This is a genomic window from Sphingomonas sp. UNC305MFCol5.2, from assembly GCF_000712135.1.
In the GTDB taxonomy this organism is placed as follows: domain Bacteria; phylum Pseudomonadota; class Alphaproteobacteria; order Sphingomonadales; family Sphingomonadaceae; genus Sphingomonas.
On the sequence record NZ_JOOE01000002.1, the window covers coordinates 334,755 to 356,544 of the forward strand.

Annotated in this window: 14 protein-coding genes; 8 read left to right on the forward strand and 6 right to left on the reverse strand. The window is 66.0% G+C overall.

Annotation, left to right across the window (positions count from 1 at the left end; genetic code table 11):
- Window positions 1–119 precede the first annotated feature (119 nt).
- Entirely contained in the window at window positions 120–3,002 is a 2,883-nt protein-coding gene (locus BR78_RS20905) for a putative bifunctional diguanylate cyclase/phosphodiesterase (RefSeq protein ID WP_025560354.1), read from the forward strand.
- A 126-nt stretch (window positions 3,003–3,128) separates the two neighbouring features.
- Here BR78_RS20905 and BR78_RS0108795 read toward each other — a convergent pair whose 3' ends face one another.
- Window positions 3,129–3,740, reverse strand: a complete 612-nt coding sequence (locus tag BR78_RS0108795; RefSeq protein ID WP_025560353.1) for a TetR/AcrR family transcriptional regulator — start codon at window positions 3,738–3,740, stop codon at window positions 3,129–3,131.
- Between the two features lie 149 nt (window positions 3,741–3,889).
- Between BR78_RS0108795 and BR78_RS0108800 the strand changes: the two genes are divergently transcribed.
- From BR78_RS0108800 to BR78_RS0108825, 6 genes are all read left to right on the forward strand, one after another.
- On the forward strand, window positions 3,890–4,510 hold the full coding sequence (locus BR78_RS0108800) for a CerR family C-terminal domain-containing protein (protein ID WP_025560352.1): 621 nt from the start codon (window positions 3,890–3,892) through the stop codon (window positions 4,508–4,510).
- On the forward strand, window positions 4,507–5,514 hold the full coding sequence (gene hlyD, locus BR78_RS0108805; RefSeq protein ID WP_025560351.1) for a secretion protein HlyD: 1,008 nt from the start codon (window positions 4,507–4,509) through the stop codon (window positions 5,512–5,514). The genes BR78_RS0108800 and hlyD overlap by 4 nt, the downstream gene beginning before the upstream one ends.
- A gap of 144 nt (window positions 5,515–5,658) precedes the next feature.
- Complete coding sequence (locus BR78_RS0108810) at window positions 5,659–7,380, forward strand: ATP-binding cassette domain-containing protein (protein WP_025560350.1); 1,722 nt, start codon at window positions 5,659–5,661, stop codon at window positions 7,378–7,380.
- A 133-nt stretch (window positions 7,381–7,513) separates the two neighbouring features.
- Window positions 7,514–8,644 (forward strand): ABC transporter permease, encoded by a 1,131-nt coding sequence (locus tag BR78_RS0108815; RefSeq protein ID WP_025560349.1) that lies wholly within the window; start codon window positions 7,514–7,516, stop codon window positions 8,642–8,644.
- Entirely contained in the window at window positions 8,644–9,747 is a 1,104-nt protein-coding gene (locus tag BR78_RS0108820) for an ABC transporter permease (RefSeq protein WP_025560348.1), read from the forward strand. Before BR78_RS0108815 ends, BR78_RS0108820 begins: the two co-directional genes overlap by 1 nt.
- Before the next feature lie 5 nt (window positions 9,748–9,752).
- Window positions 9,753–11,150 (forward strand): efflux transporter outer membrane subunit, encoded by a 1,398-nt coding sequence (locus BR78_RS0108825; RefSeq protein ID WP_029725207.1) that lies wholly within the window; start codon window positions 9,753–9,755, stop codon window positions 11,148–11,150.
- Window positions 11,151–11,152: 2 nt separating this feature from the next.
- Here BR78_RS0108825 and BR78_RS0108830 read toward each other — a convergent pair whose 3' ends face one another.
- Window positions 11,153–11,851 carry a FadR/GntR family transcriptional regulator gene (locus tag BR78_RS0108830; RefSeq protein WP_025560346.1) on the reverse strand — a complete coding sequence of 233 codons (699 nt, stop codon included), beginning with the start codon at window positions 11,849–11,851 and terminating at the stop codon, window positions 11,153–11,155.
- Window positions 11,852–12,073: 222 nt separating this feature from the next.
- On the opposite strand from BR78_RS0108830, the gene BR78_RS0108835 reads away from it, so the two are divergent.
- Entirely contained in the window at window positions 12,074–12,331 is a 258-nt protein-coding gene (locus tag BR78_RS0108835) for a hypothetical protein (RefSeq protein WP_025560345.1), read from the forward strand.
- A gap of 1 nt (window position 12,332) precedes the next feature.
- Here the strand turns inward: BR78_RS0108835 and nagE are convergent, their stop codons facing one another.
- The 4 genes from nagE to BR78_RS0108855 all read right to left on the reverse strand — a co-directional run bounded on the left by nagE (window position 12,333) and on the right by BR78_RS0108855 (window position 21,590).
- On the reverse strand, window positions 12,333–14,030 hold the full coding sequence (gene nagE / locus BR78_RS0108840) for an N-acetylglucosamine-specific PTS transporter subunit IIBC (protein ID WP_025560344.1): 1,698 nt from the start codon (window positions 14,028–14,030) through the stop codon (window positions 12,333–12,335).
- On the reverse strand, window positions 14,027–16,486 hold the full coding sequence (gene ptsP, locus BR78_RS0108845; protein ID WP_025560343.1) for a phosphoenolpyruvate--protein phosphotransferase: 2,460 nt from the start codon (window positions 16,484–16,486) through the stop codon (window positions 14,027–14,029). The genes nagE and ptsP overlap by 4 nt, the downstream gene beginning before the upstream one ends.
- A gap of 5 nt (window positions 16,487–16,491) precedes the next feature.
- Window positions 16,492–18,759 (reverse strand): beta-N-acetylhexosaminidase, encoded by a 2,268-nt coding sequence (locus BR78_RS0108850; protein WP_051683268.1) that lies wholly within the window; start codon window positions 18,757–18,759, stop codon window positions 16,492–16,494.
- Between the two features lie 149 nt (window positions 18,760–18,908).
- Window positions 18,909–21,590, reverse strand: coding sequence for a TonB-dependent receptor (locus BR78_RS0108855; protein WP_025560341.1), 2,682 nt, complete (start codon window positions 21,588–21,590; stop codon window positions 18,909–18,911).
- Window positions 21,591–21,790 lie beyond the last annotated feature (200 nt).

Consider the following 21,790-nt stretch of genomic DNA (forward strand, 5'->3'; position numbering starts at 1 on the left):
ATAATTTATTGCTCGTCTCTCAGATGCTTGAGTCGCGGAATATGGTGCCCTTTCTCGGGTGAAATATGCCGAGGATCCCGCATCGGGCCTATTATGAGCTTTAGAGAGGTGCGGGCGCTATGTTGGGTACGGAATGGCGGCAGGGGATACCCAGTTGGCTATTCCGCTATGGGCAGGAAATCGCGCTGCTTTTCCTGCTGGCGCTCAGCGCCGCCGCGGTGTGGTGCCAGGATCGGCTACTCACCCGAACGATCGCGTTCACGCCGGCCAACACGGCGTCGCTGGTCACCTATGCCTATGCGGACAAGGACGTCGGAGGTTCCTCTTCGGCACTAGCGGATTCACACCGGCCGTTCGGCTGGTCCTGCCGTCTCACCTCACGAGCGCCGAATCGTTATTGCGGCCTGGAGTTGCTGATCGATCCGGCCAGTTACGCGCGCGGCCTCGACCTGTCACAATTCGACAAGGTGACGGTGCGCATCACCTATAGCGGCCCTGGCGACCAGTTCAGCATCTATCTCAAGAACCACGATCCCCGCTACAGCATCGCCGGACGGGGGGAGACCAACAAATTCAACCGGATGGATTTTCCGGCGTCCTCCGGCTCCATTGCGGCAGAGCTGGCTCTCGGCCGGTTCCGTGTCGCCGAATGGTGGCTCACCGCCAACCACGTCTCGCCCGAACTCGGCCAGCCGCAATTCGACAACATCACCTCGCTGTCGATCCAGACCGGCCCCAATGCGCCACCCGGGGACTATCGCTTCCAGATCCAGAGCATCCGCTTCGTCAGGAACGTGGTGACACGCGAGCAATTCTACCTGGCATTGCTCGGCGCCTGGGGTGTGGTGCTGCTCATGCTGCTCGGCTGGCGGATCACGCGACAGAAGCTGGAATGGAAACGCCGCGTGGCGGAAAGCCGGCGCGCGGAAGACGCGCTCCGTCGCAGCAATAGCCGCGCTTATGCCATGCTCGATTCGATTCCCCAGATCATCTGGGAGTCGGATTCGGACGGCGTGTACACCTATCTCAGTCCGCAATGGTATGCGTTCACCGGTATTCGCTCGGGCGCCGATCCGAGAACGGTATGGACGGGTTGCATCCATCCCGACGATCGACGGTCCATGAGCGCGCTGTGGCGCGAGAGCATTTCCGGCGGCACGCCTTTCGACACCGAATACCGTTTGCTCCACAAGGACGGCGAGCATCGCTGGTTCCTCGCAAGAGCGGTTCCCCGCCGCGACACGGACGGACGCATCATGTGCTGGTACGGCACGTGTACGGATGTGCACGAGCGCATCCTGGCACAGCAAGCCCTTCACGAGAGCGAGACGCTCACGCGCGGCATATTGGAAGCCAGCCCCGACTGCATCACGCTGATGAATCTCGATGGTCAGGTCCTCGACTGCAACGAGGCCGCCGAGCAATATCCGGAGGCAACGCCGCATGGGTGGCTGGAAAGCCAGCGGGCGCGATCCGAAGAGGCCGAAGCCGCCAGAGCCGCTCTCGCCACGGCGCGGGCCGGGCAGATCGGCCGATTCACGCTCAAGGACCCGAATGCGGGCGGCACCGGCAAATGGTGGGACGTGCTCGTGGCGCCGCTCAGGGATCCGGCCCGGCAGCCGGTGCAGCTCGTCTCGATCTCGCGGGACATCAGCGAACAGAAGCAAGCCGAAGAACAAGTCTATTGGGCGGCCAACCACGATGCATTGACCGGGCTGCCGAACCGGAACCTCATGCAGCAGATGGTGGATCGCGCAGTGGCGGACGCATCCGGGACGAGCGGCAAATTCGCGCTGCTTCTCCTCGATATCGACGAGTTCAAGCGCGTCAATGACACGATCGGGCACGACGGCGGCGATGCCTTGCTGTGTGCATTCGCCGAACGGCTAAAGGGAGCGGTGCGGTCCAACGATTCGGTTTTCCGGCTCGGCGGCGACGAATTCGCGGTGATCCTCGCCGGCATCGGCTCGCCCGCTGAAATCGATGCTTTCGGTGAGTTGCTGTTCGGCAGGCTGCGCGAACCCTGTGTCTATGCCGGGCGCATTCTCGATCTGCATGCGAGCATCGGTGTCGCGCTGTTTCCCGATCACGGCGTGAACCGATCGGAATTGATGAAGAATGCCGACATCGCGCTCTATGCCGCCAAGGCTGCCGGGCGGAGGATGTTGAAGGTATTCGCGCCCGAGATGAGCGAGGAGCTCGCCCGGCGCCGATCGATGCTGCGCCTAGCGCGCACGGCACTGCGGGATTCCCGGATCGTGCCGTTTTACCAGCCGAAGGTGGATCTCTCTACGGGAGCGGTGATCGGTTTCGAGAGCCTGCTGCGCTGGCGCGACCCTCGTCACGGCATTCAGCCGCCGTCGACCATATCTGCCGCATTCGAGGACGCAAATGTCGCCGCGGAGATCAGCGACCGCATGATCGACAAGGTGATCGAAGACGTGCGGCGCTGGCAGGATCACGACGTGGCTTTCGGGCACGTGGCGATCAATGCGTCGGCTGCCGAGTTCCGTCGCGGGAATCTCGCCGAATCGCTGCTCGAGCGGCTCGAGGCAGCCGCCATACCCGCGGATCGCATCCAGATCGAAGTGACGGAGTCAGTGTTCCTCGGACGTGGCGCCGAATGCGTGGAGCGGGCACTGAAGACCTTGAGCGCCGCAGGGATAAAGATCGCACTGGACGATTTCGGCACCGGCTATGCTTCGCTTTCTCACTTGAAGCAGTTCCCCGTCGATACGATCAAGATCGACCAGTCCTTCGTAAAGGGCCTGACGGGCGGCGGTGGCGGCAATCATGCCATCGTCGCAGCGGTGATTATCCTCGGCCGCAGTCTCGGCATCGATGTCGTGGCTGAGGGCATCGAAACGCCCGCCCAGGAGAAGTCGCTGCTCCGTCTGCGCTGCCAATATGGCCAAGGCTATCTCTACAGTCCCGCCGTGCCGGCCCACGACGTCCCCACCCTGTTGCTTGGAGGGAGAGGCAGCGCTGCAGCCGTCGCATGAGATTGTTTGGATTTTGCGAGCGGCAAGATGGTGTCGACCGTCGCGGCGCCGGCGGATCCAGCCCGTCGCCGGAAATCAGGCTGTCGCTACGCTGGATGAATCGACGCGGCTCCGGAAATGCTGGGTTCAGGGCGTAGGCCACACCGCGAGGCTGGTTTCGACCAGCCGCTCGAGTTCCTCGAAGCTGGCCCCGGCCCCGGCCTGCAGCGCGAGGCCCTGAAGCAGCGCGACGAGATAGCCGGCAAGCGCCTGGGCGTTCATATGCTCGGGCAGTTCGCCGGCCGCCTCGGCCCTTTCGAAGCGCGCGATCAGCGCGTCCGACGAAGATTTGCGCCGGGCGATGACCTCCTCGCGGATCGATTCGGCTTCGACGCCACACGCGACCGAGCTGATCACGCGCAGGCATCCGCGCGGCTCGCAATCGCTCGCCTGCATCTCGAGCGCACCGCGTAGCAATCGTTCGGCGACGCCGCGCGCAGTCGGCGCATCGAGCGCCTGAGACATGTAGCAGAGCTTCTCGCGCTCATAGAGGTCGAGCGCCTTGCGGAACAGCGCCTCCTTGTTGCCGAACGCGGCATAGAGGCTGGGGCGCGTGATCCCCATCGCGTCGGTCAGGTCGGTAAGCGAGGCGCCCTCGTACCCCTTGCTCCAGAAAACGCGGAGCGCCTGGGCGAGCGCTTCGTCTACGCAAAATTCGCGCGGGCGCCCTTTGGCGGTGGTGCAGGTGGCAGTTTCCATAATGATCGGTACATAATCGCAAAGCGTGGAAAAAACACTAGTATTAACGCGTAGTCGGAGATCGGGGTGCAAATTTGCCCGCACAAGGGCCTTGCCAAGGCAAAGATGCAAGCATATGCACTGTTCGTTCGAACGAACAAAGGGCGCTCATGGTCTCTACCACGCTCCTCGACACGGCGATCGACCAGTTTGGCCGACTCGGCTTCGAAGGCGCGAGCACGCGCGACATCGCCCGCGCATCGGGCACGGCCATGTCCTCGATCACCTATCATTTCGGCGGCAAGCAGGGACTCTATCTTGCCGCCGCGGAGCATATCGCCGCCTCGATCCGCGCTCTGCAGGGTGAGAATGTCGCCCGTGCCGTCGCCGCCGGGCACGAATCGCGCGAAGCCGCGATGGAGGCGCTCGCGACGATCCTCGACGGGCTCGCCCAGATGATGCTTCGTCCCGAAACCGAATCCTGGTCGCGCTTCATCATCCGCGAGCAGCAATTCCCCACCGAAGCGTTCGACCTGCTGTTCGCCAAGGCGATGCAGCCGATCCTCGATGCATTCATCGAGCTGATCGGACGCGCGCGCACCGACCTCCCCCGTCGCGAGGCGGTCGCGATGGCGATCCTGCTGTTCGGCCAGGCGATGGTATTGCGGGCGGGGCGGGCTGCGGTGTGCCGGGCGCTGCAGGTCGACCAGATCGACGACGAGACTGCCTTTCTGCTGCGCGCCAGGCTGCGCGCGAACGTGCTCTGCATTCTTTCGGAGAAGCCGCAATGAACCGACGCCGCCTGATCGTGGTCGCTCTGGTCGTGGTGCTCGCAGTGGCGGCATTCGCCACGCGCGGCTTCGGGCTGATCCCGCATCGCGCCGAAACCGAGCTGACGCTCTACGGCAATGTCGACATCCGCGAAGTCGACATGGGTTTCCGCGTCGGCGGACGGATCGCGGGGATCGGAGTCGACGAAGGTGCCAAGGTGACGCAGGGCCAGTTGCTCGCGACGCTCGATACCGCAACGCTCGACAACCGTATCGCCGAGGCCGACGCGCGGGTGGCACAGGCGCAGGCCAATTACGACAAGGCGCGCAATGGCGCACGGGCACAGGACGTGGCGCAGGCGCGCGCCCGGGTGGCCGCGGCGCAGGCAGTATATGCCAATGCCCAGCGCGATTTTGCCCGGCGCCAGGCGCTGGTCGAGCCCGGCGCGATCAGCCGCGATATCTGGGAACAGACCCGCGCCGACCGCGACCGTGCCGCGGCGCAGCTTGCCGAAGCGAAGCAGGGGCTGTCGCTGTTGCAGGCGGGCAGCCGGCCCGAAGAGATCGCCGCGGCCGCTGCCGAAGTGCGGACGGCGCAGGCCGCACGCGCGGGCGTCGCCACCGATCGTTCGGACACGCGTCTCGTCGCGGCGACCGCCGGTACCGTCGTCACGCGCGCCCGCGAGCCGGGCGCGATCGTCCAGCCGGGTGAGACGGTGCTGACGCTGTCGATCGACCGGCCGATGCGCGTCCGCGCCTATGTCGCCGAGACCGATCTCAGCCGGATCAGCCCGGGAATGAAGGTGCAGGTGACCGCCGACGGCAACGCCAAGACCTATCGCGGCACCATCGGCTATATCGCGCCGCGCGCGGAGTTCACGCCCAAGTCGGTCGAGACCGAGAATCTGCGGACCGACCTCGTCTATCAGGTCCGGGTGATCGTCGACGATCCCGACGACGCGCTGCGCCAGGGCCAGCCGGTGACCGTCCGCGTCGTCGGCGCGAGGCCGCGGCATGAGGATTGAGCCCCAATTCCGTCACCCCCGCGAAAGCGGGGGCCCATCTCCGCTACCCTCCCGGCGCGATAACGGCGGTGGCGCTCGCTGCACTTGCAGGAGATGGGCCCCCGCTTTCGCGGGGGTGACGTTGATGATTTCGGGTGGAAGCGTGTGAGCGAGGTCGCCCGCACCACCGACCTGGTAAAACGCTTCGACGCGCTCACCGCGCTGGACGGCGTCAGCATGGCCATCGAACCCGGCAAGGTCACCGGCCTCGTCGGCCCGGACGGCGCAGGCAAGACCACGCTGATCCGCATCCTCGCCGGACTGATGGCGCCGAGCGAGGGCGAGGTCGAAATGCTGGGCGGCCCGCCGGGACAGAAGCTCGACGATCTCGGCTACATGCCCCAGCGGTTCGGGCTCTACGAGGATCTCTCGGTGATCGAGAACCTCACGCTCTATGCGGAGGTACGCGGGCTCCCCAAGGCCGAGCACAAGGAGAGTTTCGACCGGCTGCTCGACTTCACCGATCTCGCGCGCTTCCAGGACCGGCTGGCGGGCAAGCTCTCTGGCGGCATGAAGCAGAAGCTCGGGCTCGCCTGTGCATTGGTCAAGACGCCCAAAGTGCTGCTGCTCGACGAGCCGGGCGTCGGCGTCGACCCGATCTCGCGGCGCGAGCTCTGGGCGATGGTCGGCGACCTGACCGATCAGGGGATCGGCGTGCTGTGGTCCACTGCCTATCTCGACGAGGCCGAGAAGTGCGATACCGTCTATCTGCTCAATGAAGGCAAGTTGCTGTTCGACGGGCCACCGGCCGATCTGACCGGCAAGGTCGCCGACCGCGTGTTCCGCGTCACCGGCTTCAAGGACCGCCGCCGGCATTTCCTGACTCGCACGCTCGATCGCGACGAAGTGATCGACGGCACCATACAGGGCCGATCGGTGCGGCTGCTGATGGCTGAAGGCGCGGCCGCTCCCACTCCCAAATCGCTCGATGCCGAGGGCGGCGCGGTCGAGCCCGCCCCGCCCCGCTTCGAGGACGGCTTCATCCAGCGACTGGGCGGCGGCCCCAAAGGGACCAGCGCGCTCGCCGAACGCTATCGAACGATCCCCGAAAGCAGTGCGTGCGCGATCGAGGCAAAGGGCCTCACCAAGCGCTTCGGCGACTTCGTCGCGGCGAGCGACATGCATTTCGAAATCCCGCGCGGGCAGATCTTCGGACTGCTCGGTCCCAACGGCGCGGGCAAGTCGACGACGTTCAAGATGCTGTGCGGCCTGCTCACCCCGACCAGCGGCAGCGGCGCCGTGGCGGGGCATGACCTCCGCCGATCGCGTGCCGATGCCCGCGCCTCGCTCGGCTATATGGCGCAGAAATTCTCGCTCTATGGCGATCTCAGCGTCCGCCAGAATCTCGATTTCTTCGCCGGCGCCTATGATCTCGATCGCGAAGCCGCCAAGCGCGCGATCGAGGCGATGATCCACATCTTCGAATTGAAGGGCAAGCTCGACGTCAATGCCGGCACGCTGCCGCTCGGCTTCAAGCAGCGGCTCGCGCTCGCCTGCGCAGTGATGCACGAACCGCCGGTATTGTTCCTCGACGAGCCGACCTCGGGCGTCGATCCAGTGACGCGGCGCGAATTCTGGACGCACATCAACGGGCTGGTCGAAAAGGGCGTGACCGTGCTCGTCACCACGCACTTCATGGACGAAGCCGAATATTGCGACCGCGTCACCCTGATCTACCGCGCCGAGCAGATCGCCACCGGCACGCCCGATGATCTCAAGGAACAGGCGGGCAAGCTCGCCGACCTCGCCGATCCCACGATGGAAGACGCCTTCATCGCGCTGATCGAGGAATTCGACCGCAAGCGCGGCGAAAGGGAGGCGGCGTGAATCTCCACCCGTCACCCCCGCGAAAGCGGGGGCCCATCTCCTGCACTCTCCCGCTTCACGACAGCTGTGGTTCCGGCTGGCATCTGCACGAGATGGGTCCCCGCTTTCGCGGGGATGACGAAGGTGGGCGCATATGACCGTCCGCTTCTCCCTTCGCCGCCTTCTCGCACTCGTCCGCAAGGAAGGCGCGCAGATCCTGCGCGATCCTTCCACCTTCCTGATCGCCTTCGTGCTGCCGATGATCCTGTTGTTCCTGTTCGGCTATGCCGTGTCGCTCGACAGCAGCCGGACGCGGATCGGCGTGGTGCTGCAGGATTCGAGCGCGCCCGCGCTGCGGCTGGCGCAGGCCTATCAGACCTCGCGCTATTTCGAGGTCAGCATGGCGCGGACGATCCAGCCGATGCGCGAGAAGATGGTCTCGGGAGACCTGCGCGCGATCATCGTCATCCCCCCGGATTTCGGCGAAGGCGTCAAACAGGGGCGCGCGCCCTCGATCCAGATCATCGCTGACGGATCGCAGCCCAACACCGCCAATTTCGCCGCGGCCTATGGCGAAGGCGTGCGCGCGCAATGGGCGGCGGCAGAGGGGCTCGAACGCAACCCGGGGGCATCGGAACCACCCGTCGGCCTGTCATCGCGCTTCTGGTACAATCCCGAGCTGAAGAGCCGCTATTTCCTCGTCCCCGGGTCGATCGCCAATGTGATGACGATGATCGGCACGTTGCTCACCGCGCTGGTCGTCGCGCGCGAATGGGAGCGTGGCACGATGGAGGCGATGATGGCCACGCCCATCTCGATGGCCGAGTTCATCGCGAGCAAGGTGATCCCCTATTACCTGCTCGCACTCGCATCGATGGCCTTGTGCACAGTGATCGGCGTGTTCGTGTTCGGCGTCCCGTTCCGCGGATCGGTCTTCGCGTTGTTCGTGGTCGGATCGGCGTTCCTGATGCCCGCATTGGGCCTCGGGCTGTTCATTTCCTCGGCGACCAAGAACCAGTTCGTCGCCAGCCAGATCGCCTTGCTTTCGGCATTCCTGCCGACGTTCCTGCTTTCCGGCTTCATCTACGAGATCAGCTCGATGCCTTGGCCGATCCAGGCGCTCACCTACCTTGTGCCCGCCCGCTATCTGATACCAAGCCTGCAATCGGTGTTCCTGGCCGGCGATCAATGGGCGCTGCTGCTCCCGAACATCGGCATCATGCTCGGCTTCGGCATGGTGTTCTTCCTGCTCTCGTTCCGCGTCACGCGCCGGAGCCTCGACTGATGCGCCGGCTGGTCGCCATGATCGTCAAGGAGATGTGGGCGGTGCTGCGCGATCCCAAGTCGCGCATCGTGCTGTTCGTGCCGCCGCTGATGCAGCTGTTCATCTTCACCTTCGCGACGACGCTGGACGTCAAGAATGTGGATGTCGCGATCCTCGACCGCAGTTCGGGCGTGCATTCGGCCGAGATCGTCAGCCGAATCGCCGGCAGCCCCAATTTCCGCGAGATCGTACCGCTCCGGAGCCCGAAGGAGCTGCGCGACGCGATCGACAACCAGAAGGTGATCGCCGCCCTGGTGATCGACGAGGATTTCGACCGCAACGTCGCCGCGGGCAGGCCGGCGACGGTGGGCGTGGTGCTCGACGGGCGGCGCTCGAACGCGGCGCAGATCGTCAACGGCTACCTCACCCGGATCGTCGCGGGCGTCGGCGCCGACACAATGATGCGGCCAGGCCCGCAGGCGCCGCCGGGAAGCGTGGTCACCAACTGGTACAATCCGTCGCTCGATTATATCTGGTTCACCCTGCCCTCGCTGGTCGCGATCATCACTTCGGTCGCGGGGCTGGCGATCACGTCGCAATCGGTGGCGCGCGAGCGCGAGCTTGGGACGTTCGACCAATTGATGGTCTCGCCCTTGCGCGTGCATGAGATACTGATCGGCAAAATGGTCCCGCCCTTCTGCATCGGGGTCATCAACGGCAGCATGTACCTGATCATCGCGCCGCTCGTGTTCGGCGTGCCGTTCACCGGCTCGCTGCTGCTCTTCTTCCTCAGCCTCGCCATGTACATGCTCGCGCTGATCGGGCTGGGCATGCTGGTCTCGGCGCTCGCGAAGACGCAGCAACAGGCGTTTCTCGGCGTGTTCCTCATCACCACGCCGCTCATCCTGCTCTCGGGCTATGCCAGCCCGATCGACAACATGCCGGGCTGGCTGCAGGTCGTGACCTATCTCGATCCCGCCCGCTATTTCCTCGTCATCGTCCAGGGATTGTTCCTCAAGGCGATGCCCGCCGCCGCCGTGTTCCACCAGCTCTGGCCGCTCGCGCTGATCGCCTGCGCGACGCTCTCTGCATCGGCCTGGCTGTTCCGCGCGCGCATGGAGTGACCCCGATGCCCCGCCTGCTTTTCCTCGCTCTGCCCCTCCTGCTCGCCGGCTGCACCGTGGGCCCGGACTATCAGCGCCCGGCGCCGAGCGCCGCTGCGCAGGCGCCGTGGCTCGAATCCGGCACGCCCGGCGCAGTCGATCTCGCGTGGTGGGACAGCTTCGGCGACCCGCAGCTCTCGGCGCTGGTCAACCGCGCGCTGGCGAGCGCGCCCGATCTCAAGGAAGCCGAGGCGCGCCTCGCCGAAGCGCGCGCCAACCGCGACGCCGTGGTGGGCGGACGGCTGCCGACCGTGCAGGCGACCGGCTCGGCCACCGAGAACCGGTTGAGCGAGAACGGCCAGCTTCCGATCGGCAACATTCCGGGAGTCGACCGCGAGTTCCGGCTCTTCGACCTCGGCTTCGACGCGAGCTGGGAACTCGATTTCTGGGGCCGGCGCACCCGCCAGACCGAAGCCGCGAACGCGCGCGCCGATGCCGCCCTGTTCGGCCAGCGCGACGTGATGCTGACGCTGATCGGCGAAGTCGCACGAAGCTATTTCGATCTGCGCGCCGCGCAAGCGGAGGCGGCCACCGCGGAGGCGCTCGTTGCCTCCGACACCGAACTGGCCCGGCTGACCCGGCTGCGCTTCAACGCCGGCGAAGCATCGCGGCTCGAACTCGAACGTGCCGAAGGCGCCGCCCGGGCCAGCGCTGCCGCGGTTCCCGATGCCGAGGCGCGGGCAGCGGCGGCGGCGTACCGGATCGCGGCGCTGGTCGGCGCGGCGCCCGAGGATGTCGCACCCGATTTGCGCAAGGCGGCCCCCCTTCCCGCCAGCCCCGACCGGATCCTCGTCGGCGTCCGCTCCGAGCTGCTCGAACGCCGTCCCGACATCCGCCGCGCCGAACGCGAGCTCGCCGCGGCGACCGCGGATATCGGCGTCGCCACTGCCGATCTGTTCCCGCGCTTCAGCCTGTTCGGCAGCCTCGGCCAGCAGGCGCGCACGCCGGGCGATCTTTTCTCGGGTGACAGCACGCGCCTCCAGATCGGCCCGAGCTTCTCGTGGCCGATCTTTTCGGGCGGCACGATCCGCGCCCAGATCCGTGCCGCCGACGCCCGCGCGCAGGGCGCCGCCGCGCGTTACGAGAAGGCCGTGCTCGGCGCACTCTCGGACAGCGAGGCGGCGATCAACCGCTTCCTCAACGCGCGCACCGCCGAGACGGAGGCGAGCGCCGCGCTGGAGCGCGAACGTTCCGCCTTTGCGCTGGCGGACAAGCGCGCGACGAGCGGCGAGGACGACCGGCTGACTCTGCTCCGCGCACGGGAATCGCTGTTGGCGGCCGAGCGGCGCTCGGATCAGGCCAAGGCCGCGAAGGGCCAGGCGGCGGTGGCGCTCTACAAGTCGCTCGGCGGCGGCTGGCGCTAGTCCTACGGCATCAGCCTTTTCCGCCCCTGCGACAGATGCCAGCGCATCGCCAGCGCGGCGCCGTCGGCATCCTGCGCGCGGATCGCCTCGACGACCATCTCGTGCTCGGTGATCATCGCGCCGATCGCCTCGGGCGGCCGATCGCGCGAGATGTCGACGCCGGCGCGAAGGATCCGGTAGATGCCTTCCTCGAGATGATCGAACGCCGCGACGAAAGCGGGGTTCGCGGTCGCCTCGAAGATCGAGCGATGCAGCACCCAATCCTCTTCATGCGCGGGACCGTTGGAAAGCAACGCCGCGCGGAGTTGTTCCATCGCCGCCTGGATCACTTCCATTTGCTCGGGCGAGCGGCGCATCGCCGCCAGCCGGCACGCCTCGGCCTCGAGCACGAAGCGCACTTCATAGGTGCCGAGCGTCGCCGACAATTCGGCCATCGGCATGTGCGCGCCGAGCCGTTCGGACGGACGCCGCATGACATAGGATCCGGCGCCGCGGCGCGATTCGGTGATGCCGTCGGCCGCGAGCCGGACCAGCGCCTCGCGCACCACGGTCCGCGACATGCCGAACATCTCCGCCAGCCGCGGCTCCGATGGCAACCGGTCGCCGATGCCCAGATCGCCGCCGTTGATGATCTCGACGATCTGCGAATAAGCGCGGTCCGCAAGCCGTCCCTCGCCCGGATGCGCAAGTCCCTGTGCCAATCAGCACCCCCTTCCCTGACGCGAACTAGCCACATCACGATTGCGTTGCCAAGCTTGGGTCAAACAGATTGGTTGGACAAGTTGCTCCCATTTTGCGCCCGATTGTCATTGACGCGCTGATCTGGGGCGCCATACTCCAAACCTGTCCGACCGATTCAAGGACCCGGCCGTAAGAGCCGCGGGGATCGGTCAGGGCTCAGGGACGGAAACCTGGGAGGGGTTATGGACACGATCTGCAGCAATGCTGCCGTGAATCTGCCGCCGATGAACGCCTTTGCCGAAGTCTATGTACACCGTCCTTCCGCACGCGGCGGGCCGGTGGCGGCATTGTTCGGCCCGTTCGGCGACTGCGCCTTCGTGCTGGTCCGCGAGGGCGGTTATGGCGACGCCGAATGCTGGATCGAAAGCGCGACCGGCCGGGTTTCCTATGCCGACCTGCTCGAGGCTGACCGCGCCGGACTGATCCGGCGCGCGACCTGATCTAGCTTGCCGGCTGAAGCGCGGCCGCCAGTTGCGCGGTCGCGTCGCCGGCGATCAGGTGGACCGGCTGCTTCGCGTCGCCTGGAATTATCGCCGCGAGGATGCCGCCGCGCTTGAGCGCCGCCTGATCGACTCTGGCCGGATCCTTCAAATCGACGAGCAGGCGGGTGCCGCGGGCACGCACGCCAAGGACATTTCCCTCTCCCAGCGCACGGGCAACCGCCACCGCATCGAACTGGGGAACAGCCGGCGCCGCCACCGGCCCCGAAGCGATCGCCTGACGCACTTCGCCGGCGATCTGGTCCGCCATCGGACCGAACACCACTTGCAAGCCACCATTGTCGAGCTTGAGCACGCCGCGCGCGCCCAACGCCCGCAGCCCACCTTCGTCCACTGCCGCGACGTCTGCCACCACCAGCCTCAGCCGTGTGGTGCATGCGTCGACATTGCGGACATTGGCGGTGCCGCCCAGTGCGGCGAGAATCGCGGGTCCGCGCGCGCCGGATGCCGCTTTCTGCGCCCCTGGAACAGGCTCATCCTCGCGGCCGGGGGTCTTCAGATCCCAGCGCCGGATGCACCAGCTGAACGCGGCATAATAGATCACGAAATAGACCGCGCCGACTGGCAGCAGCAGCAGCGGCCTCGTGGCGAGGCCGAAGTTGAGCACATAATCGATCATGCCGGCCGAGAAGCCGAAGCCGAGCTTCACGCCCAGCAAGTCCATCACCACCATCGCGATGCCGGTGAGCACGGCATGGACGACGAACAGCACGGGGGCGAGGAAGATGAAGGTGAACTCGATCGGCTCGGTGACGCCGGTGAGGAACGACGTGAGCGCGAGGCTGAGCAGCAGGCCGCCGACCGCCTTGCGCCGCTCGGGCAGCGCGTTGCGATACATCGCGAGGCACGCCGCGGGCAGCCCGAACATCATCACCGGGAAGAAGCCCGACATGAATGCGCCTGCACTGGGGTCGCCGGCGAAGAAGCGCTTGATGTCGCCGGTCGCGCCGTTGAAGTCGCCGAGCAGGAACCACGGGATGTTGTTCAGGATGTGGTGGAGTCCGGTGATCAGCAGCAGACGGTTGAGCAGGCCGTAGAGAAACAGCCCGATCGGCCCCGCCCCCAGCACCCAGCGGCTGAGCGTGTCCACGCCCGCCTCGAACCAGGGGAAGCCGAAGCCGAACAGCACTGCGCCGACAAGGCCCGCCAGCCCCGCGACGATCGGCACGAAGCGGCGACCGGCGAAGAAAGCGAGATAGTCGGGCAGCTTGATGTCCGAGAAGCGGTTGTAGAGCACACCCGCGACGATGCCCGCGCAAATGCCGGCGGCGACGCTCAATTTGCCGATCTCCTTGGCCCGCCACGCCGCCTGTTCCATCGCGGACGCCGCGGCGATGTCTGGCGGCAAGTGGAGCAGCACCTTGGCGCCCTCGACTGCGACCAGATAGGCGACCACGCCGGCCAGCGAGGCAGCGCCATGGTTCTCGCGCGCGAGGCCCACCGCGACACCCGCCGCGAACAGCAGCCCGAGGTTCGAGAAGATCGCCTCACCCGCCGCCGCGACGAACGGAATGCCGAGCATGTCGGCCTGGCCGAGCCGCAACAAAAGCGCAGCAATCGGCAGCACTGCGATCGGCAGCATCAGTGCGCGGCCGAGCGGCTGCGCCTTGGCGAGAAGGGTTGCGGGTCGAAAGCTCATGCCTGTGCCTCGCGGGCAAGCGCGCGAACCTCGGCGGGAGACGCGGCGTCGCACGCCTTCTCCGCCAGCTTTACGCACGCGTTCATGTCGAGTTTGCGAACCACTGCCTTGAGTCCGGGAATGGCGGCAGGGGTCGCCGAGAGTTCGGTGATGCCGAGCCCGATCAGGATGGGCGCGGCGAGCGGATCGGAGGCGAGCCCGCCGCACATGCCGGCCCACCGGCCGGCCACTTTCGCACCGCGGCCCACTTCGCGGACCAGCCGGAGCACTGCAGGGTGCATCGCGTCGATCCGCTGCGATACCGCGGCGTTCCCGCGATCCGCGGCAAGCGTATATTGGGTCAGGTCGTTGGTCCCGATCGAAAGGAAGTCGGCCTCGCGCGCGATCTGCCCGGCGAGCATCGCAGCGGCCGGGGTCTCGATCATCACGCCGAGCTGCACCGGATCGGCGACGCCCAGCTCCGCGCGCACTTCGTCGAGGATCGCGCGGACGGGGCGATAATCCCCCAGATCGGCGACCATCGGCAACATGATCCTGCACTGGCCCGCCGGCACGCCACGCAGGATTGCGCGCAGCTGAAGCCGCATCAGATCAGGCCGGGCAAGGCTGAGACGCACGCCGCGCAGGCCGAGCGCCGGGTTCTCCTCGCCCCCCATCGGCAGGTACGGTACGGGCTTGTCGCCGCCGATATCGAGCGTGCGGACGATCAATGGGCGATCGCCGAGTGTCGCGGCGATCCGCGAATAGGTCTCGCGCTGCTCTTCCTCGTCGGGCGCAGTCTCGCGCTCGAGGAACAGGAATTCGGTGCGCAGCAATCCGCACCCTTCGGCGCCCGCCGCGACCGCGGCGGCGGCATCGGTGACCGAGCCGAGATTGGCGAATATCTCGATCCGCGTGCCGTCGGCCATGCGGCACGGTTCGTGCGCCTCGGCAGCCTCGCGCGCGCGACGTTCGCGGGTGGCGAACAGGCGTTCGCTGGCCTCGGACAACGCATCGGGGCTCGGGTCCACCGTGATCGCGGCGGCATCGGCGTCGAGGATCAGCGGCGTCCCTTCGGCGATCGTCAGCACGCTTTCGCCCGCCGCAACGAGCATCGGCACGCCCGCCGAAGCGGCAAGGATCGCGACATGCGAAGTCGGCCCGCCCGCGGCGGTACAGATCCCGGCCAGATTGGCGATATCGAGGGCGAGGAATTGCGACGGCAGCAGGTCTTCGGCGATCAGGATCGTGCCGGGCCGCAGCGCCGGGACGCTCGCGCCCGAAGTCCCCAGCAGCACCGCAACCAGCTGGCGTTCCAGATCGACCAGATCGGCAACGCGCTCCATCAGCAATGCATCGCCGGTCGCACGGATCGCGGCGGAAGCCTGAGCGGTGGCGGCGCGCCAGGCGAAGGCGGCGCTGCGGCCCATGACGATCTGCTCGTCGGCGACGCGCAGCAATTCGGGATCGGCGAGCAGCGCGCGATGCGCCTCGGCGATCTCGGCGGCGGCCCCGCTCGCGCCGGTGAGCCGGCCGGTGATCTCGGCAAGCGCGGCATCCAGCGATGCGCGTTCCGCCGCCGCACCCGCGCCGTTTTGCGGCACGTCCTGATCGACGGCTTCGAGTTGCAGCGCCTGCCCGATGGCGAGCCCCGGCGAGGCGGTGACCGGCCCGTGCGTGCGAATGACGGGTGACACCGGCGCTGCCGCCTCCGCCTCACCCAGCCCCGACAGGATCAGATCGGCCACGGCATCGACTGCGGCGCGCGCGTCGGCGCCGGTGCCGACGATCCGCACGGTCGCTCCCGAGCCGATGCCCAGGCCGAGCAGCGCCACGGTGCTGCGTGCGTTCGCGGTCTTGTCGTCCGCCGCCAGCGCGACCTCCGCGACGAACGGCCGCAATGCCGCGGCGATACGGGCAGCCGGGCGCGCATGAATGCCGTGCGCCGCGGCGACGGTCACTTCGCGCTCGAAATGCTCTTCGATCGTTGCAGCGCGAATGGTCTCGCGCGGCTGCCCGCCGGCGATCCGCGCGACTGGCGTGCCGGCCTCGACCAGCCGGCCGGTCGGCTCCAGCGTCAGGACATAGCCGTCGCTGGCGAGCACCACGGGCGTGATCAATGCCTTCGCGCCTTCCGCGACTGCATCGAGGTCGAAGCCGATCAGCGGATCGCCGGCGGCGACGCGCTGTCCCGCCGAGACCTTTGCCGTGAAGCCCTTGCCACCCAGCGCGACCGTTTCGAGCCCGATATGCAGCAGCAGCTCTGCGCCGTTATCGAGCCGCAGCGTCACGGCATGCGCTGTCGCCGGGACCGAGATGACCTCGGCCGCTGCCGGCGACCGGAGCACGCTCTCGACTGGATCGATCGCAAAGCCGTCGCCCATCATCCGTTCGGCGAAGACCGCGTCGGGCACGTCCTCCAGCGGCGCGAGCCAGCCGGCGAAGGGGGCGATGAGGGTGATCGTATCGGCGCTCATATTACTCACGGAATCAGCTCGACGGCATCGATCGCCCAGATCGGATCAACGCCCTTGGCGGTGTAGGTGATGCACAAGGTTTCGCTCCCGGCGCGCGGCGCGAGGGGCGCGACCAGCCGGGTCAGCCCCGGATTGCCGGCCGCCGGCGCGAGCGGAAGCACGGCGAGGCGGGGACCCTCGCACTTGTCCGCATACACCACGAACTCGCCTTCGGGCGTCGTCGGAGCCGCGAACTTGATGCCGTCGCGATCCTTGCCGACCTGAAAGTTGAACGGGATCTGCCCGACGGTGATTGCGATCCCCTTCGCATCGCGCACCGGCGCCTTCTCCCACAGCCAGCACGGATTGAAGATGTCGGAGACGAAGACCGCGCGTTTGCCGGTGGCCGGATAATCGTCCTCTAGCGCGAGCACGACTCGGTTGGTGCAGGTCTTGAGTGCTTCGTCGCTGCGCCGGCGAACACTCTGCTGCGTGAGTTTCTGTGCGATCGCGCCGGGAAGCCCGCGGCCGTCATGCATGGCCTCCGCTTTCAGCTCGAAGGGGAGCTTCGCCGCGAACGGGCCGGCATAGACTGGCGATTTCGCACCGACCGCGCTTCCGTCGACGGTATAGCGCATCTTCAGCCCCGCCTGATTGGCGAGCGAGACGGTGACGCTGTCGCTGCCCGGCGTGTAATCGACATCGGGTTTGACCTCGAACGCGCTGGTAGCTGCGTTCAACCCGAGATCGTGCATCCGTGCCATCTGCGGGATCACGCGATCGACGAAGCCGTTAAAATCGCTCGCGCCCTTCGTCGACCAGCCGATCTCGGCGACTGCCGAGGCCCGCGGGAAGGTCATCCATGCCGCGCGTTCCTCGGTCCGGACATGCTCGGTCCACAGATTGGCCTGCAGGCCGAGGACGTGATGCTGCTGCGCCGTCGGGATTTCCGCCGGCACCGGATCGAAGTCGTAGATCGTCTTCAGGTCCATCACGCCGAGGCGGCCCGGCGGCTCGCTGTCGCCGGCACCTTGGCGGTGATCGAAATAGAGCGTCGGCGAGGGACTGAGCACTGCATCATGGCCTGCCTTGGCGGCGGTGATCGCGCCTTCGATGCCGCGCCACGATGTGATCGTCGCGTCGGGCGGGACTTCGCCGCCTTCGAGAATCTCGTCCCAGCCGATCAGCTTGCGCCCGCGCTTCGTCAGATGCGCGCCGATCCGGTGCATGAACCAGGCCTGCAGCGCGGTCTCGTCCTTGATGCCGAGCGCTTTCATCCGCGCCTGGATTGCGGCCGAGCCCTTCCACTGGTCCTTCACCGCCTCGTCGCCGCCGACATGAATGTATTTGGAGGGGAACAAAGCGATAACCTCGTCGATCACATCTTCAAGGAATCTGAATGTCTTGTCGTCGATATTGTAGAGCCAGGGGAAGACACCCCAGTCGCTCTCGGTGCCCGGCGGGATCGGCACGCCCGTGCCGAGTTCGGGATAGGCGCGGATCGCCGATAGCGCATGGCCGGGCATCTCGATCTCGGGGATGATCGTGATGTTTCGCTGCGCAGCATAAGCGACGATGCTGCGGATCTCGTCCTGCGAATAATAGCCCCCGACCCGCGGCAATTGGGGCGCGCCCGGAGCAGTCGCCGGACGCCGCCAGCCTGCGATTTGCGTAAGCTTCGGAAACTTCCTGATCTCCACGCGCCAGCCCTGATCGTCGACCAGATGCCAATGCAGCGTGTTGAGCTTGTTGACCGCCATCCAGTCGATCAGCTTCCGCACATAAGCGGGCGACTGGAAATGCCGCGCGCTGTCGAGCATCAGCCCGCGCCAGCCGAACCGCGGGGCGTCCACAGCTCCGAACGCTGGAACCTCGACTGCGCCCCTCCCCGGCACCTGCGTCATCGCCTGCCACAAGGTGACCGCGCCGTAGAGCAGCCCGGCATCGTCGCCGGCGGTGATGACCGCGCCGCGCGGCGTAACATCGAGGCGATAGCTTTCCGCCTTGCCGGTGGCGGCGCGGACGAAGCGGATCGAAGGCGCCGAACCGCGCGATCCGATGGGAAGCGCGAGTCCGCGCGATTCACCAGCCAGCGCGGCGAGCCGTTCGGCGGCGATGCGCGCACCGGCATCCCCCGCCGGCACCACCAGCATCGTCTTTCCATTGATTGCGAAACTGCCTTGCCCGGCATGCAGCTCCACTGGCACGGGTAGCAGCTTCGGCACCTGTGCCAGCGCAGGCGTCCCGGCCAGCACGGCGCCGAACGCCACCAACGATCGAGCAAAGGAAATCAAGCACGGCTCCCGACGATGATGCGCGACGAGCTTAGGCGGTTTCGCGCCCCGCTCAATCGGCTGCCCGCCATTTCGACGAGGCGAAAAAATGGGCGACGGAGAGACGATCTCTCGAATCTCCGCCGCCCTGTCATGCATGTGCCGTCATCTCAGAAGTTGACGTTGACGGAAGCGAGTGCCCTGCGCCCGGTGCGATACACGCCGCGCGGCAGGCGTTGCGTGTTGGCATAGGCATAATATTCGCTGTCGGTCAGGTTCATGCCCGAGATCGTCAGACCGATATTCTCGGTGACGTTGTAGGTCGCGGAAACATCGACATTCGCCGTGTCGCGGACGAACATCTGGTCGCCGCGGTCGATCCCGGTGAAGTATTTCGACCGCCACGTGTATGTCCCGCGGATCGACACCGGTCCACTCTCGAAGAACGGGCTGAAGCTCGCCTGGTGCCGCGAGTTAAACGGCAGGTCCGCGCCGTTCTTCGCCTCGCCGTCGGAGTAGGTGTAGTTGGCGAGCAGACCGAAACCGTAGGGCAGGTTCTGCTGATAAGCGATCGCGAAGCCCTTCACCTGCGCCGAACCCGCGTTGAACGGCCGGCTGACATCATAGTTGGCGATCACGCCGTGAGACGTGTCGAAATGCGGCTCGCTCACCGTCCGGGTCAGGATGTAGTTAGAGATATTCTTGTAGAAGACCTCCGCGGAAAGGATTGCGCGCGGCGCGAGATACCATTCAAGCGACGCGTTGAAATTGTCCGATTCGTACGGCTCGAGATCGGGATTGCCGCCGCCGCCGGTGTGGATCGAATCCGCTAGCCAGAACGAGTTGGTCATATCCGAATAATTGGGGCGTGCGATCACCTGTGTCGCCGCCGCGCGGAAGATCAGATCGCGCTTGAGGTCGATCGCGATGTTGATCGACGGCAGGACGTTTTCATAGGTCTTGTGGGTGGCCTGCCAAACCCAGTCCGTCGCCGCGGCGCAATTTCCCGTGGTGCAGACGAAGCCGGCGCTCTCGCTCGAGGTATTCACGTAGCGCGCGCCGATATTGCCGCGCAGCGCGCCCTGCTCGAAATTGATCTGCGCGTAGGCGGCGTGGATGTCTTCGGTCACATCCCAGTTGCCGGCAGCGAATTCGACGGCGGCGAATTGCGACGGCGTCGGGACCGCCCCGCCCCCCGGCACCCAGCTGCCGCCCTCGACATAGTCGACCATCGAATTGCCGTCGATCTTGAAACGGCCGGTCATCTGGTCGTTTACACCGTTGAAGCCGCGCAGATAGTTGTCGCTGACCTGGCTCGTATTGAACTGCGAGGCGGGCACGTTGACCCCCGCGACCGTGACGCCCGCATAGCGCTGGCCGGTCTCATGCCGACGATATTTGTAGCCCAGCTGCAGGCTCTTCAGCGAACCGTCGAACTTGAAGGTCAAATCGGCCTGGCCATAGCGCTCCTTGTCGCTGGTCGGCTTCTCGACAAGGTTGCCGCTCCAGCCGGGATCGGTCCGGAATGCCGCGGGATTGCCGAGCACGTCGGTCGAGTAGCTGATCGACCCGGGGCTCTTGGGCGCGCCGCTGATGTCGACGGTGTAGTTGGCCCAGTTGAGGAATTCGAGGAACACCTGCTTTTTGGTGCCGCCATCGGCATCGGACATGCCGCCCTCGACATTGACCGCCAGCTTATCGCTGTTCCAGCCGATCTGGCCGTGCCAGGTCTCGGAATGCATCTCGGCGGTGCGATATTGCGCGTCGAGCACCGAAAGCGCGTTGGTGAACGACGCCTTGGTGACGATTCCGTCCTGCACCTGGAGCGAATTGAGCGCGCCGGCGCTGTTCCAGGTGTTGCCCCCGAACGTGTACATCGACTGATTGAGATTGTCGTAGGTCGCGTCGATACGAAGATAGTCGACACCAATCGTCAGCTCCGGCACCGGCCGCCACTGCGCCGCCGCCGAATAGGTCAGGCGCTCGCGGCCTTGCTCGAAATAGGACGTGCCGAATGCGTTGGGGGCTACCGCCTTGGGATTGGCTGCGAGCGTGGTCGCGCAGGTGCCGGTGCAATTGCCCGTGGTGATCGAGCTGGCACCGGCATCGTTGCGGCCGTTCCAGAAGTCCGCGGTGATCGTGCCATAGGCTTCCAGACCCTCGCGGCGGAGCTGATCCTTGGCGCGCTGGAACGACGCGAGGAAGCCGAGCGTGCCGGATTCATTGTGCCAGCTGACCAACGCCGAACCCTGCAGGTCGCCCTTTTCCGAGCGATCATTGTAAAGATAGCCGAGCGTGCCGGCGACCGTGAGCGGCTTGAGGTCGAGCGGCTTGCGCGTGACGACGTTGACCGTGCCGCCGATCGAGCCTTCGTCGATACGGGACTCGGCCGACTTGTATACGTCGACGCGGCTGACCAGCTGCGGCGCGAGCAACGCGTAGTTGAACGTGCGGCCCGGCGAATCGAGGATGAACCAGTCGGCCGATGCGACCGTCTGGCCGTTGAGGAGCGTCCGATTGAGCGCCGGATCGGTGCCGAGGATGGAAACCTTCTCGCCCTGGCCGAACTGACGGTCGACAGTGACGCCGGGAACCAATGTCAGCGCTTCGGCGACATTGGTATTGGGAAATTTGCCGACATCCTCGGCCGAGATCGAGTCGACGATCGAATTGGCATTGCGCTTGGTCTCGATCGATTGCGCCAACGAGGCGCGATAGCCGGTGACGACGATTTCTCCGCCATCCTGCACGTCGGCTGACGCCGGCGTTTCCTCTGCTGTCTGTGCGTATGCGGCGCCTGAAAGCAGCGCGATCGCACTGGCGGTGCCGACGAGAAAAGTCCGAATCCCCATCTCTCTTCCCCTTAAGGTTGTTTTTTATGGCATGTCTTTTTTATACCATTTGCATACCAATGAGCAGACCATCCGTCAGACCACTACGGTCGTCAAGAGGGAATCTTTCACAAATATGACGAGCAGGTGTGCTGGGGAGATGCATTTTATGACTAGCATGTGGTATGATATTGGTATTAGTGTTGCTTCCAACGCACGCA

Bases quoted from the DNA above. Each gene is read 5' to 3' on its own strand.
- BR78_RS0108820 (WP_025560348.1), top strand. From the start codon at position 8,644: ATGCGCCGGCTGGTCGCCATGATCGTCAAGGAGATGTGGGCGGTGCTG.
- BR78_RS0108800 (WP_025560352.1), top strand. From the start codon at position 3,890: ATGGTCTCTACCACGCTCCTCGACACGGCGATCGACCAGTTTGGCCGA.
- BR78_RS0108835 (WP_025560345.1), top strand. From the start codon at position 12,074: ATGGACACGATCTGCAGCAATGCTGCCGTGAATCTGCCGCCGATGAAC.
- nagE (WP_025560344.1), bottom strand. From the start codon at position 14,030: ATGAGCTTTCGACCCGCAACCCTTCTCGCCAAGGCGCAGCCGCTCGGC.
- BR78_RS0108825 (WP_029725207.1), top strand. From the start codon at position 9,753: ATGCCCCGCCTGCTTTTCCTCGCTCTGCCCCTCCTGCTCGCCGGCTGC.
- BR78_RS0108795 (WP_025560353.1), bottom strand. From the start codon at position 3,740: ATGGAAACTGCCACCTGCACCACCGCCAAAGGGCGCCCGCGCGAATTT.
- BR78_RS20905 (WP_025560354.1), top strand. From the start codon at position 120: ATGTTGGGTACGGAATGGCGGCAGGGGATACCCAGTTGGCTATTCCGC.
- hlyD (WP_025560351.1), top strand. From the start codon at position 4,507: ATGAACCGACGCCGCCTGATCGTGGTCGCTCTGGTCGTGGTGCTCGCA.
- ptsP (WP_025560343.1), bottom strand. From the start codon at position 16,486: ATGAGCGCCGATACGATCACCCTCATCGCCCCCTTCGCCGGCTGGCTC.
- BR78_RS0108815 (WP_025560349.1), top strand. From the start codon at position 7,514: ATGACCGTCCGCTTCTCCCTTCGCCGCCTTCTCGCACTCGTCCGCAAG.
- BR78_RS0108855 (WP_025560341.1), bottom strand. From the start codon at position 21,590: ATGGGGATTCGGACTTTTCTCGTCGGCACCGCCAGTGCGATCGCGCTG.